The organism is Oceanobacillus sp. FSL W7-1309 (assembly GCF_038002145.1).
In the GTDB taxonomy this organism is placed as follows: Bacteria; Bacillota; Bacilli; order Bacillales; family Amphibacillaceae; genus Oceanobacillus; species Oceanobacillus profundus.
Genome location: NZ_JBBOBX010000002.1, coordinates 1,235,366 through 1,249,727 on the forward strand (window position 1 = coordinate 1,235,366; position 14,362 = coordinate 1,249,727).

7 protein-coding genes and 1 pseudogene are annotated in these 14,362 nt (G+C 38.3%); 4 read left to right on the forward strand and 4 right to left on the reverse strand.

The window, feature by feature from the left end:
* Positions 1-58: 58 nt before the first annotated feature.
* The gene (locus NST46_RS18745; protein ID WP_118890274.1) at positions 59-919 is read right to left on the reverse strand and encodes a Cof-type HAD-IIB family hydrolase; all 861 of its coding nucleotides are present in this window, start codon (positions 917-919) and stop codon (positions 59-61) included.
* Position 920: 1 nt separating this feature from the next.
* Entirely contained in the window at positions 921-1,700 is a 780-nt protein-coding gene (locus NST46_RS18750; protein WP_341137576.1) for a DeoR/GlpR family DNA-binding transcription regulator, read from the reverse strand.
* 249 nt (positions 1,701-1,949) lie between these two features.
* Here NST46_RS18750 and NST46_RS18755 point away from each other — a divergent pair, with 249 nt between their 5' ends.
* The 3 genes and pseudogenes from NST46_RS18755 to NST46_RS18765 form a co-directional block, all read left to right on the forward strand.
* Positions 1,950-2,876, forward strand: coding sequence for a prenyltransferase (locus NST46_RS18755; protein ID WP_341137577.1), 927 nt, complete (start codon positions 1,950-1,952; stop codon positions 2,874-2,876).
* 161 nt (positions 2,877-3,037) lie between these two features.
* The gene (locus NST46_RS18760; protein ID WP_095314507.1) at positions 3,038-3,601 is read left to right on the forward strand and encodes a helix-turn-helix domain-containing protein; all 564 of its coding nucleotides are present in this window, start codon (positions 3,038-3,040) and stop codon (positions 3,599-3,601) included.
* A pseudogene (locus tag NST46_RS18765) lies at positions 3,562-4,428 on the forward strand (IS3 family transposase); the annotation flags it as partial. The gene NST46_RS18760 and the pseudogene NST46_RS18765, both read left to right, overlap by 40 nt.
* Before the next feature lie 110 nt (positions 4,429-4,538).
* Here the strand turns inward: NST46_RS18765 and NST46_RS18770 are convergent.
* Entirely contained in the window at positions 4,539-5,507 is a 969-nt protein-coding gene (locus NST46_RS18770) for a DUF4349 domain-containing protein (protein WP_341137578.1), read from the reverse strand.
* Between the two features lie 229 nt (positions 5,508-5,736).
* Between NST46_RS18770 and NST46_RS18775 the strand changes: the two genes are divergently transcribed.
* Positions 5,737-7,293: an ABC-F family ATP-binding cassette domain-containing protein gene (locus NST46_RS18775; protein ID WP_251659961.1), complete on the forward strand. Its 1,557-nt coding sequence runs from the start codon at positions 5,737-5,739 to the stop codon at positions 7,291-7,293.
* 177 nt (positions 7,294-7,470) lie between these two features.
* Here NST46_RS18775 and NST46_RS18780 read toward each other — a convergent pair whose 3' ends face one another.
* Positions 7,471-14,301 (reverse strand): lamin tail domain-containing protein, encoded by a 6,831-nt coding sequence (locus tag NST46_RS18780; RefSeq protein WP_341137579.1) that lies wholly within the window; start codon positions 14,299-14,301, stop codon positions 7,471-7,473.
* Between the last annotated feature and the right edge of the window lie 61 nt (positions 14,302-14,362).

Below are 14,362 nucleotides of genomic sequence, written 5' to 3' on the forward strand. Positions count from 1 at the left end.
CACGAAGTCAGATACTTTGAAGGCATGGTGTTTCTATACTTAAATAATCCGCCTAGCTTTATTGTTTACGAAGTGAATTAATAAAATGAGCAACTCCATTTTCATGATTGGAAAGCGTAACTTCCCCAGCTGCTTCTTTAATTGCATCAGGAGCATTTCCCATAGCAGCACTTCTGCCTGCTGTTGTTAACATTGATAAATCATTAAAACTATCTCCAACAGCTGCAGTATCCGCTATATGAATACCTAATTTATTCGCAAGGATTGCTAAGGCATTTCCCTTAGATGCATTTTTGTGCTCCAACTCAAAATTATGATTTGCTGACGATACAATCGTTAAGTCATTGTGATCTTTAAATTGTTCCCAGCCCTTATTTAGTTTTGCCTCATCAAATGAAAATGCAAGGATGTTATAAATATCAATGCCCATTTCACTCACTTCTTTATGAGAATCAATATAAGAAAATCCCGTTTGACTGAACTGCTTATTGATTGCCTGTTTTAGTTCTTCCACACTTATATTTGGGTTGCCGCTCAGCACACGATCCATTTCAATCGTTAATCGTTCCCGACCATTTTGTGGTGTTAGGATAGCTTCATTGCTAAAGATTTCATAATAAAATCCCTCTTGTTCAAGCCAATTTAAGCTCTCCAGTGCATCTTCATGCTTCATCGGTAGATGGTGAAATAATTCTCCGTTTGGACGATGAATTGTTGCTCCGTTTGCTCCGATAATCCATGTCTTCATATTAGTATTTTTAAAGATCGTTTGCACATCAAAATGAGCACGCCCAGTAGCAATAACAACCTCAATTCCTTGCGCTTGTGCGGCTAGAAGTGCTTGTTTGTTGTTCTCACTTATTTCACTTTTTTCATTAAGCAGGGTTCCATCTAAATCAATTGCAATTAATTTTGTCATCTTATTTATCACCTTTCGTTTCACCGTCTGCTATTAGTAATTCTACATTGTTTTTTCGCAAGACTTCCATAAAGGCCTTTGGTGGTGTTTTATCTGTAATTAATAAATCTACATCATCTAAGCTTGCAAATTTGAAAAAGTGATTCGTTCCGAGCTTGGTATGATCCGCTAGGACAATCACCTGTTTCGCTTGCTTAACCATCTTTCTTTTTACAACACCGTCTTCTTCATGCGCAATGGTTAATCCAGTTTCTGATATTCCAATAACACCAACAAAAAGTTTATCCACATAGTAATCCGAGAGCTTCTCCACTACAGAAGAGCCGTATAAAAAGCGATGCTCTTTATGCAGTGTGCCACCCAGAAGTTGAATATTGATATGGGATCTATTAGACAATACTTCTGCCAGGTTAATTGAATTCGTAATGATTGTACAATCCATATTTTGAATGTGCTCTGCACAGGCCTGAACTGTCGTTGATGTATCTAAAATAATATTGTCATTCGGATAAATTAAAGAAGCTGCCTTCTTCCCGATTATCTTTTTTTCCTGTGATACAGTCTCCAGACGCTTTGAGTAGTTTTTAATTTCTTCCTGAATAGATGGTAAGATTGCTCCGCCACGTGTACGGATAATAGAATTTTCCTCTTCTAACTTAACAAGATCCCGTCGCGCTGTATCTCTTGAAACATGAAACATCGTACATATTTCTTCAACCGATATTCGTTTATTTTTTTGAAGGAAGTCTAAAATAGATAACAATCTCTCTTCTTGGTACAATGCTTCTTCACCAACTTCAGTACGTATTTATAAGTAATTATACATATTTTAAACATATTTACAAGTATTTATAAGTAATTATAAGTAATACATTTAAATTCCCTTAAGAAATTGAAATTCATTTCTAAAAAGGTAGCATTTTTTGGCAAAAAGGGAATGATATATTCACCACTGTTAAAATAAAATACTTTTTGGTAATAGTTTTATTAGGTTCATATCCAAAATTATAAACGAAAGGAGCTGCTACCATTGTCAAATCAAGTTTACGCTATATTTCGCGGAGGGTGGGTGTTGCTGCGTTCTATCGCGGTTATCTCATCAAGTGTTGCGACTATTATTTCTAGCTTACTTCCTTTATTTTTATATTCATCAATCTCTTCGGATCGGCTCTGGCTGCTATTTGTTTTCCTTACGATCGCTGCATTCGCCATTCACGGCGTCCTAACACATGCTTTTAACGATTATACCGATCATTGTTCTGGTACGGATAGCTTTAGTCCAGCTATTTTGTCTGGGGGGAGTCGCGTAATCCAGAATGGAATGTTTTCTTTGCACGCAGTTCGCAAACTAGCTTTCGCCTTTACCTTTATTCTTTTAATCCTTGCTTTAGTGCTCGCTATTTTTGCACAATACAAGCTCGTCATTTTATTATTGATTGGAATCTGGAGTGCCGTTTCTTACTCGGTCTCTCCTTTACATCTAAGCTATCGGCCTTTTTTAGGTGAATGGGCAAGTCTTTTTCCAGCTATCTTTTCACTTGGTTTGGCTGGACCTTGGTTGATGTTAAATACAATTCCATTATGGGCAATCCAAAATTCCTTGATTAATGCCCTTTTTTGTATGGCATGGGTAATGGTTCATCACATTCCAGATTTACAAGCTGACAGACGAGCTTTACCAAAAAAACAAACAAGTGTCGTTTGGTTTGTTGAGCGATTCGGACTTTATTATGCACGTTTCCCAGCGCTGCTCTATTTTTTCGCTGCAGCATTATGCATGCTTTGGTTAGGATTCGACCGAATTTGGGCTGCAGGCTTTCTATTGATTATGCTCACTATAGCGATAATACTTGTTCTGAAAATGGATGTAACAAATCATGAACAGGTAAGTAATTATGAAAAGATCTTACTTTTTCTTGCGATGCTAACAGCTGTTGGATTAGGTATTTTGGTTTAAAATGTACTTAATTCCTTTCTTTCCCATTGATTGTCCTCATCTAGCGTTTCGACGCTTTGCTAGATTTAACAGTGTAAATGTAAAAAGTGACCAACATATAAAAATATGGTGCTGCACCCCAAAAGTTAGAGTAAGAAATCTAAGTTTTGGGGTGTTTTTGCATGGCAAAATATAGTAAGCAATTTAAATTAATGATTGTTAAGGAATATATGGAAGGTCCTCTTGGTTACACTTTATTAGCTAGGAAATATGATATTCCAAGTAAGGCTCCTATTGAAAGATGGGTAAAGTCATATAAAGCATTGGGTGAAGAGGGATTACGTAAAAAGCGTTGTAAAAAGGTTTATTCTGTTCAATTTAAGTTAAATGTACTAAACTTTATGAAACAAACGGGCGCTTCTTACCAAGATACCGCAATAGAATTTCAGATGAATAATTCTACTCTTATTGCGAACTGGAACAAGATTTTCCTTACTGAAGGGATAGAAGGCCTCAAAGAAAAACCGAAAGGACGGCCCCCTATGTCTGGGAAAAGAAAAGCAAAGTCAGTAAAACAAGAGAAAGCAATGAATCGCGAGGAACAATTAGAGCGTGAGATTGAACTTCTTCGGTTGGAAAATACCTATTTAAAAAAGTTAAAAGCTTTTCAGGAAAATCCAGAGGCCTACCTCGAAAAGCACAAGCAGCGTTGGCACTCGAACTCAAGAAAGAAGGATTCAGATTAAAAGATGTACTCCGAGTTGTAGGTATACCAGAGGCAACTTATCATTATCAAGTTAAACAATTGAAGAAAGAAGATACGAATAAAGAGTGGAAAGAACTCATTCATGAATTGTTTAAGAAGCATGAAGGTAAATATGGATACCGTCGGATCCATTTAGAATTAAGAGGCAAGGGCTATAAAATCAATCATAAAAAAGTACAACGGATTATGAGAGAATTGGGCTTGAAATGTATTAAGTTTACACGAAAGTCTCGATACAAGTCTTATAAAGGAACGGTTGGGAAGGTAGCGGAAAATCGTTTAAACCGACGGTTTAATACGCCTATTCGTCTACAAAAGTTAGTCACCGACATCACGGAATTCAAGTGTACTGGAAATGAGAAACTTTATTTAAGTCCAATACTAGATTTATATAATGGTGAGGTAATCTCTTATGGTATCTCAAATAAACCAACATTAGATTTTGCGGTCAAGCCACTTAACCAAGCAATAGAAATAATCAAGAGTAAGGCCAAATATCGTACAACCATTCATTCTGATCAAGGCTGGCATTACCAACATATAAAGTGGGTCAAAACGTTGAATAAAAGCAGAATCTTTCAAAGCATGTCTAGAAAAGCCACATGTGCAGATAACGCTGCGATGGAGAATTTCTTTGGGATTATGAAACAAGAAATGTATCACGGTGAAGCATTAATGTCTTATCATGAACTGAAACGAAAGATAGAGAAATATATTTATTACTACAATAACGAACGAATTAAAACGAAATTGGCTGGTTTAAGTCCAGTGCAATACCGAACTCAAACCAGCCAAACAGCTGCATAATGAAAACTCTAACTTTTAGGGGTCACTACCTATCGGTCACTTTTTACTTTTCAAAGCCTGTTAATGTTCCAATAAATTGATTTCCCCTCACTGAACTTCATCAAATGAACCTAACCATTCTGGTTATTTTTCTTTATTCTTCTGTAAACAAAAAATCCAATCACCACGATAACTCCGAGTAAGATAAGCACAGGCATATTACCTATAATGAACACAAAAATCCCTGAGAATACTGCGAGAAGAAAATTAATGCTATTCAAAAATTGCTGTTTGGTTTTTTCCCAGGTGTTTAGTTCCCCTTCACTCATCCCCGAAATCGTTACATTTTTTTCCTCCATATAGATCGTAACCGTTGCCAAGTCAGTTCTGTTTTGTAAATAATTCATTCGTCCTTTTATCTCCTCTATTTCACCTTGAACTTCAGCTAAATCAGCTGAAATGGTTAATAGATCTTCTGTTTTCTCTGCTTGCTCCATAAAGGAAAGCAATCTTTCTTCAACAACTCCTCTTGATTTTAAACGAGATTCTAGATCAATAAATTCTTCTGTTACATCCTGACCTGAAATGGAACTTTCCAAAACTTTACTGCTCCCATCTTCCACAATCTGAATAAATTCACGAAACTGATCCTGAGGAATCCTTACTGTCACCTGTCCGGTAGTTGAATCATTTTCTGCGTACCCTTGCATATTCGAATCTACAACGTATCCACCACGGTTTGCAACCTGAGACTGAATCGTATTTAATGTCTGCTGATAATTTTTTACTTCAATTTGCAGATCAGCAGTGTAAATTATTTTTCGATCAGACTCGACGATTTCTTCTTGTGATGAACCACTTTCTTCTTGTGATGAACCACTTTCTTCTTGTGAATCACTCACTTCTGGTTCAGTAGTGCGATCAGCTTCTCCACTAATCGAATTGCTGCTTTCTATTTCTATACTTTCTATTTCCACGCTTTCTTCCGAGTCATAATTAGCCCTATCGCTGCTTACATTACTATTTTCCGCATCATTACTGCAAGCAGCTAGCAACATGCCGATCCAAAGAACAATCAAAATAATCAACCCATTTTTCATAAAGACCCCCACCTTTCATTTCCATCTCTTTTAGAATAATTACTTATCATTACAGACGTAATTTACTGAAAAATGTTACATCTATACTCGAAATAAAATAACAGTGACAGGCACTGCCTCCTCGAGTTTTGTAAAACCTACCTGCTGGAATCAAATCTTGACTAGCCGTTTTCTGTAATGACCTATATAATAGAACAGAATGTATTTTAGAAGGAAAAGGTGTTTTATAATGAGTTTACTTACCGTTAAAAATTTAAGTCACGGATTTGGGGATCGCGCCATTTTCGATGACGTTTCTTTTCGTTTATTACAAGGAGAACATATTGGACTAATCGGAGCGAATGGAGAAGGCAAGTCCACTTTTATGAATATTATTACACAGAAACTTGAGCCAGATGCTGGAAATGTGACATGGGCAAAAAATGTCCGTGTAGGTTACTTGGATCAGCATGCTTTACTCAAGCAAGGGATGACTATCCTAGACGTGCTAAGAACAGCCTTCCAATATTTATATGATATGGAGGCTGAGATGAATGAACTATTCACAAAAATGGGTGAAGTCGGACCTGACGAATTAGAAAAACTGCTCGAAGAAACTGGACAAATACAAGACGCCCTCACGAACAGTGACTTCTATATTATCGATGCAAAAGCAGAGGAAGTTGCTAACGGGCTTGGCTTAGACGAATTTGGTCTAGATCGTGATGTCCATGACTTAAGTGGTGGACAACGAACGAAAGTATTACTTGCCAAGCTATTATTGGAAAAACCAGATATTTTATTACTCGATGAGCCGACAAACTATCTTGATGTGGAGCATATCGAATGGCTAAAAAACTACCTGTTAGCTTATGAGCATGCATTTATCCTTGTATCACATGATATCCCATTCCTAAATAGTGTTGTGAACCTCATTTACCATATGGAAAATCAACAGCTGACACGCTATCCTGGAGACTACGATGAATTCTTGCGTGTATACGAGATGAAAAAACAGCAACTTGCTGCTGCATACAAGAAACAACAACAGGAAATTGCTAATTTAAAGGACTTTGTCGCGAGAAATAAAGCAAACGCAGCAACAAGTCGAATGGCGATGTCCCGTCAGAAGAAATTGGATAAGATGGATGTTATTGAGTTGGATAGTGAGAAACCAAAGCCCGAATTCAACTTCAAACAAGCTCGTACACCTGGTAAGTACCTATTCGAAGCAAAGGACCTCGTTATCGGCTATGATGAAGCCTTGTCCAGGCCTCTTAATTTATCAATGGAACGTGGACAAAAGATTGCATTGTACGGTGCCAATGGTATTGGTAAAACTACGTTGCTACGAAGCATTCTCGGTGAAATCCCTGCCATTTCGGGCTCTGTACAGTTAGGTGAGCACCTTCATATCGGATATTTTGAACAAGAAATTAAAACAGAAAAAGATAAAACCTGCATGGATGAGGTTTGGGATGAATTCCCTCATTTCACGCAATACGAAGTACGTGCTGCTCTTGCAAAATGTGGACTAACAACAAAACATATTGAGAGTAAAGTTCAAGTACTAAGTGGTGGAGAGAAGGCCAAGGTCCGACTTTGTAAATTAATTAATAACGAGTCCAACTTACTCGTATTAGATGAACCTACAAATCATCTAGACCCGGATGCAAAAGCAGAACTAAAACGAGCACTAGACGAATACAAAGGCAGCGTCCTCCTCATTTCCCATGAACCTGATTTTTACGAGGGTATTGTAACGGATAAATGGAATTGTGAGGATTGGACGACGAAAGTGTTCTAAATATATTTATATTGATATGGACGTAAGGCTTAGAGATAATTTTCTCTAAGCCTTATTTGATTATAATTGTAAAGAAAACTTGGTATTTGCCAAGTCTCTAGGCGAATGCCTTAGTTGCACTTTCTTATCTGCAAAAAAAGAACTCCAGCCTTAGCTGAAGTTCTTTCATCAAATCCATTAATCCACCGATCGCTGTCTTCTATAATATCCAACATACCATATCCCCACACCACTTATTATGAACACTATACCGATTAATAAATAGTTAAACATATCAGTAGCTGTATCTGGCAGGAATCCGCCGGATGCTGAATCATCATTTGAGCTTACTTTTTCAATAATAGGAGCTTTCTCTTCCCCAGATCCGTCACCAGATACTGGAGCAGAACCACCATTTGTATTTGCTTCTTCGACTTTTTCGAATGCAGCAAATGTACTCAAATGGTGTACTGGTGCAGTAACTTTATCATCTGCAAATTCACTTCCATTGACTAGCTTCCACTCATTCGAATCCTCATTGAAATAATATAAATGAAGATGTTCAGGCTTTGTAACTTTTGCAGTGAATACACCCAACGTTAATGTTAGTGGTTCTGCAAATTCACTGATCAGTGCACCGCCCTGTGTAATCGTAATATCATATATATTACTTAATGCATCCGCAATTTGTTCCAATCGTTCGATTTTAATGATGACATCGCCTGCTCCGCTGAATGCAGATGCCGGGATATCCAGCGTAATGTCACCTTTTTGAATCGATAGGATAATATTTTTTTCCTTTATAAGCTTAATTTGTTCTTCCGTTAATTCGAGTTCCACGATAGTTTGGTCTGCATATTCATTTAAATCAACAATGATATTGCCGTCACTTGCTACCTCATAAAATGCGTCACTATCAAGCTTGGCTTTGTTACTTTGTACTTCAGGTGTTACGGTTTGCTTCTTGTTGTTTGGTAGTTGCTCGTTTGGAACTTCACCAGGATCCTTGTCGTTTCCATCATCAGGTGTTTCACCTGGCTTTTCAGGCTTATTCGGTTCTTCTTCCGGATCAGGAACCTCCGGCACTTCTGGTTCAGATGGGTCAACCACTTCTCCGTCCACTGTTTGGAAACTCCAAATGTCTGAACGAACTATACCGCCGAAATCATCAGATGCAATAACATACCAGAAATATTCGCTATTAGGATCTAGATTTTCCCAAACAACTGTTGCTGTATCTCCGCTCTCTACATTTTTCACCGAATCAATCAGATTATTAGTGTACACATTTACCTCTACGTAATCAGTTGCAACTTCTTTCAGCTGCGGTTCTAGATCCCAGTCCAAATTGAATTCATCCTTCTCCGGGAACTCTTCTGGATCATAGTAATTGTATTCATCCATATACGGAGAATAGGTACGTACTTCCATTTGGTTTGTTTCCATATTAAAGGTTAACAGTCGCATATAGCCTTGACCGCCTTCTGGTCCACCCTGGTAATCTGCAAGCAATTGGTATACAGTGCGATCAGCAGCACCATCGCCATTATCATCAATTTCGTCTATTAATTTTTGGCTATTATGGTAATGTCCCGATAGGACTGCATGGACATTTTCATTTGGAACAACAACTTTTTCAAAAAGCTCATCCCCTATTGGACTTCTTGTCCCGCTGGCAAGCAAGTATTCATGGAATCCTAAAATCGCTTTATGGTTTGGATGCTCTTCCAGAACATCATTGATCCAGTCAATTCCATCCTGATCGACACCCCATCCCATGTAAACAATGATAAAATCATTTCCATTGACTGAAATAAGGTCATAGTGTCCGCGGTTATTTTTATAGGAACCAGCAAAATAGGAACGATCCTCAAACCGTTGATCACCAAAGTACGTATAGTAATTCGTATAATTATTATCCTTTTGATCAACATCATGATTTCCAGCAAGAACTCCATATGGAATACCAGCATCATCAAGTACTTTCATTGCCTTGTCTGCAACTTCCCATTGGTCAAAATCATCCCAAATATTAACGATATCTCCAGTATGGATGACGTACTCAAGATTTAACGCTTCCTGATTGGCTGCAATCCAATCCACTTGTTCGTTATAAATATTCGGATAGCTCTCAGAGTAGTATTGTGTATCGGACATCCATACAAATGTAAAATCCTCCCCTGGATTCGCTATTTGGTCTTGAACAATAACACTTACTTTACTGTCCTGTAAATATGCATCTCCAGTAACAGAACCGACTAGCTCAAACGCCGCTTCACCTGCAATAATCGATGTAAGCTCATCCCACTCGGTTGTTTTATAATTCCAAGCATACATTGTTACCTTTCGGCCATCCAACGAGGAGCCATTCCATACAATTTCGATTTCATCATCAGGCTGAACATTTTTATTAACGGTAACATCGAAGCGATGGTACGGAAATTCCGTAGTTGATTCAGTTGACACTTCTTTTCCATCCACATCGGATAATTGTGCCAACTCATCTTCTGTAAATTCGGTTTCTCCTTCTGGTAAAAATTCTCCAGGAGGTTCCGTACCAACACTATTTTGTGAAATCGTGAGGTGCTTTGAATCATCAGCTTTATACTGATACGACTGATAAAAGTCGACTTTCATCTTGTCTCCAGTTGGATCATTTATTTTCACCGATAGATCAGCACGCGTTGCATCCGGCTGGTTATTCATCCAATCTGGAAGCCATGGATGTTCCTCCACGACAAGGAATGTAATTGTCTCTGTTCCGGTATTTCCTGCTGCATCTGTTGCAGTATAGATGATTTCATGTTCACCTGATGCAAGCTGAGCAGATGATGTCTCATATGGAAGTGTGATTGTTTTCCCATCTAATGTCGCCGTAACTTCTGCAACATCACTCGCGTCTTCAATTTCTGCATCAATAGTAAAGTTACCTTTATACTCCTGTCCTTCTTTAATGCTTGGTTTAATAATCGGTGCTGAATTATCAACAATCACATTTGCAATTGTCTCGTCATCAGCTAATGTTGCTTTTATTTCATGCGTCCCATCTGAGACTGTTGTTGTATCGTATAAATAAGCAAGCGATGCAAATTTTTCTTCTTCAATCGTAAAATCAAAGTCGTAAACTGGATCCTTTCCAGGACTGTCACCGATAGAATAATTTGTATCCGGGTTATTATAGTTTGGATCATAGATAACTGTTCCATCTTCTAATACTAAGCGAACATTTTTAATCGTAAAATCATCACGGTTTTCAGTTGATGTTTCATCAAACGGGCTTACTTTATTTCCGGCACGAATGGTAATCGTATTTTCTCCAGGCTTCAGCATGTCAGCAGGAATAGGGACTGTTAATGTAACAAAGTCTGTATACGTATCATCGAAAATTTCTAGGATTTCATCCCCCATCGTCACACCATTTTGGAAATAAATATTCGTTTCACTAACATCAAATGCGAAATACGCTTCATTTTCCATCGCCATAAACGTATCGGTCACTTGCTCGTCATCAAGGAACAATAGCATATCATTCGTATAAGCATCTTCAGTCGCCTTGATGACTTTTTCACCTGCAATTAATTCATCCTCTTCCACATTTAAGCGAAGTCCCGTTTCTGCATTTGGATGTTCAATCGTTACGGATTTTATTTCTGTTGAACTTTCATTACGTCCATCACGTGCAACAAAGTAATATTCCAGCTCTTGTTGTCCGATTAGTTCGGGTTCATAGATGGTATGTTGAAATGTATCTTCTGCTTGTCGTTCCAAGTTTACTTGTCTATAGTTCTCTCCATCCATCGTACGGTAAAAAAGACTAACAGATTTCACTTCGATATCATCTGTAATGGTTGCTGTAATTTGAACAGGTTCCTCCGATGTGATGGTATATTTTCCAGTTGTATCTTCTATGTTTGGTTCCGCGGTGTCATCAGGTAATTGTACCTTTTCTCCCGGCACTTGTTCTGGAATGACTTCCCCAGGTGTTGCATCCAAAACACCGGCACTGATTTTTTTCAACGTTTGGCTTCCGTCACTAGGATAACGGAATAGGATCCCTTTATCAGCAACTGTATCGTCAACACCTGCTTCATCTAAGTAGCTTACATTGGATAGTTCATACCCGCTTTTCGTTGCCATCACAAATGTACGCTCTGCACTATTTGACATTCCATTGTTATAAATCTTAATTAAGTTCTTACCTTCTGTCAGGTTTGTTCCATAATGGGCATTAAAATCCGAACCCATTAAATCAGTGTTTCCAGAATTGATAATCCAGAAAACAACCGTTTCACCAGACGGAATAATAATTTCCTCATGGTCTGCAGGTGGGCCCCAAAGTAAGTCCCCCTCTGGTCCAGTATTCGGGTAACGATAGCGAATGGTATAATCTTTATAGTCAATTGCTTCTGTTGTATTGTTATATACTTCAATAAATTCATAGGCGTCCGCACCATTTGCATTTGTTGAATCTGGTACAACCTCCGTAATAAATAGAGGTGGGACTTCTTGATAGTCTATAGCTGCTTGAGGAATATCGAATTCACCTATTTCTGACGTTGCCCTGCCAGCTTGGTTCGATGCGACAATATAATAGTTAAGCTTGTCGCTCCATATTTCTGCACGAGGAATACTTGCCGTATAGAGCGCAGCTCCCTCTGTCTCTTCCATCGTGATGGAATCAAATCCCATCGCTTCACTTTGGCTTACATAAAGATTAACGCCTTGTATAGCTTGTTCAGAAATAACTTCAACCTGGATCGTTATTTCTTCATCTGTCACTTCAAATTCAGGTTCACCAATTACTGGAACCTCTGCATTCATTTCAATCGCAACAGGCTCTTTAGGTACTTGCTCTTGGTAAACTGTAAGTGGGGAAATACTTTCTGCAATTCCGAGCTTTTGCATCGTATTTCCTTCTGATGGATATTTATACATAACCCCTTGATCGGTAAAAACATCATCCGTACCATCATTATAGGAAGCTTGTACAATCTCATTCCCAAACTCATCTGCAAGAATTAGTGTGCGCTCACTTCCATTTGCCATCCCAGCACTTTGAATGATCGCCACTCGATCCTCGGTTAACTCAAGTCCATATTGTTCATTAAAATCATCAAGTGTCGCCTGTTGGTTCCCTTCATTATGAATCCAAACAATAAAGCTTTCCTGAGAGTCGATTACCTTATCATCGGTAATATCCCAAATCTGATCGGCGGTTTCAGTCGGATATCGGTAAATGATCTGGTAATCCTTCATATTAATTGGCTGATCCGTATTGTTATAAATCTCAATAAACTCATACGCATCGGCACCATTCTTGTTTGCTGTGTCTGGTGTTAATTCCGTAATTAATAGCTTCGGCATAGCTTGTGAATCGGCTTCCGGCTGGGGAATAACTGCTTCATAAGTTTCTGACGTAGCAGTACCAGCGTCATTTGAAGCAGTAAAGTAATACTGAACCTGCTCACTCCAAATTTGATTGCGTGGTAAGGTAAGCTTATAAACAGAATCTTCTTCCTGCATTGGCAAGGATTGTTCCTTAATGGCACTGCTTTGGCTAAAATGTAGTTGTACTTCATCTAGTTCTTGCTCTGAGGTCACTTCAATTTCTACTGTTACAGTATCATCCGTTAGGGATACGGTAGGCTCTCCAATGATAGGAGCTTCAACATCTTTTACTGTGTCTGCCTTAACATCCATCGTTTCCGTTTCTACTGGCTCACTTGGAACTTGTCCGTTGATAAGATTTAATGGAGTAGCAGTTTCCCCAAGCCCAACGAATTGCATCTCATTACCTTCAGACGGATATTGATAAACAATTCCTTGATTCTTCTCTTCCAGTTCACTATAAGCAGCACGTATAATTTCCTCACCCATGTTATCACGGATAATTATGGTTTGATCTTGATGGTTTTCCAATCCGCTGCTTTCAATTGTTGTTACACGATCTTCTGTTAATGTAACATCATAATTCCTATTAAAGTCATCTGTTGTTAGTGCTCTATCTTGCAACCAAAGGATGTATGTTTCCTCTGGCTGAATAACTTTTTCCTCTTTCTCTGTTAGATCCCATACTAGGTCTGTTGCGTTATTTCCGTCATGGTACGAAAGTTGATAATCCTTCAGGTTCATCGGCTGATTACTATTATTGTAGATTTCAATAAATCCATAGCCATCTGGCTGAGGTGCAATTTCTGTAATAAGCAGAGTTGGAAGTTTTTGTGTATTCGGTTCTTCTGATTGTACAGTTGCTTCTATGTAGCCTTCTTCAGGATAAGTTATTTCCTCTCCATCTGCATCACGTGCGATTATGTTGTACTTAAAGTTATCGGACCATAAATGTATTTCTGAAACTTCTACTGTATAATTTTCTGTACCTTCAACCTTTGTAAATGGTAATTCCTGCTTAGCCATCTTTACACCCGATTGGAATTGTAAGATTACATCTTCTGCATTTTTAATATTCGCCTCAAATGTAATATTCGCTCCATCATTGATATTCGTTATAGCTTCATACTCAATTGCCAATACTTCTTCAGTTGCCGCAGTAGCAGAATCTTGGTCATCCTGTGCCTCTTCTTGTTCTTGATTTTCTGGTTGCTTTTCTTTTACCTCCGTAATATAAGGTAAAGATGTAACACTCTCGTTCTCATTCCTTACTTCAAACCAATATTCCAATTTTGAGCTTGATATAGCATCCCCTGGAATCACTGCAATATATAAATCCGTATTCTCTGAACGCTCCATTGGGATTGCTGTCGCTTCAGTGTCTTGCTTATAATACAACGACACTTTCTCAGCATCTTGAATCGTTGCTATTACTTGGAATTCCTCTCCTTGTATCAGCTCCTTTGGCTGTTCATGTTGAATTGGTAAAACCTCTTGTATTTCCTCTCCTTCGACTTCCTTCTCGGCAGCTTTTGCATCCGCTTCATTAATAGCTGAGGCAGCATAAATAGGCGCTGCTCCATGGAAGAATGTCGTAAATAAAAGCATCAAAGCCGATATTAGTGCAAAAATTCTCCTCATTCTCTTCCCTCCATGACTAAGTTTACGTTCATATTAAGTATAGATTTCGCATATTAACCGG

Excerpts from the sequence above, each read along its gene's own strand:
- NST46_RS18745 (WP_118890274.1), bottom strand. The coding sequence starts at position 919 with ATGACAAAATTAATTGCAATTGATTTAGATGGAACCCTGCTTAATGAA.
- NST46_RS18760 (WP_095314507.1), top strand. The coding sequence starts at position 3,038 with ATGGCAAAATATAGTAAGCAATTTAAATTAATGATTGTTAAGGAATAT.
- NST46_RS18770 (WP_341137578.1), bottom strand. The coding sequence starts at position 5,507 with ATGAAAAATGGGTTGATTATTTTGATTGTTCTTTGGATCGGCATGTTG.
- NST46_RS18775 (WP_251659961.1), top strand. The coding sequence starts at position 5,737 with ATGAGTTTACTTACCGTTAAAAATTTAAGTCACGGATTTGGGGATCGC.
- NST46_RS18780 (WP_341137579.1), bottom strand. The coding sequence starts at position 14,301 with ATGAGGAGAATTTTTGCACTAATATCGGCTTTGATGCTTTTATTTACG.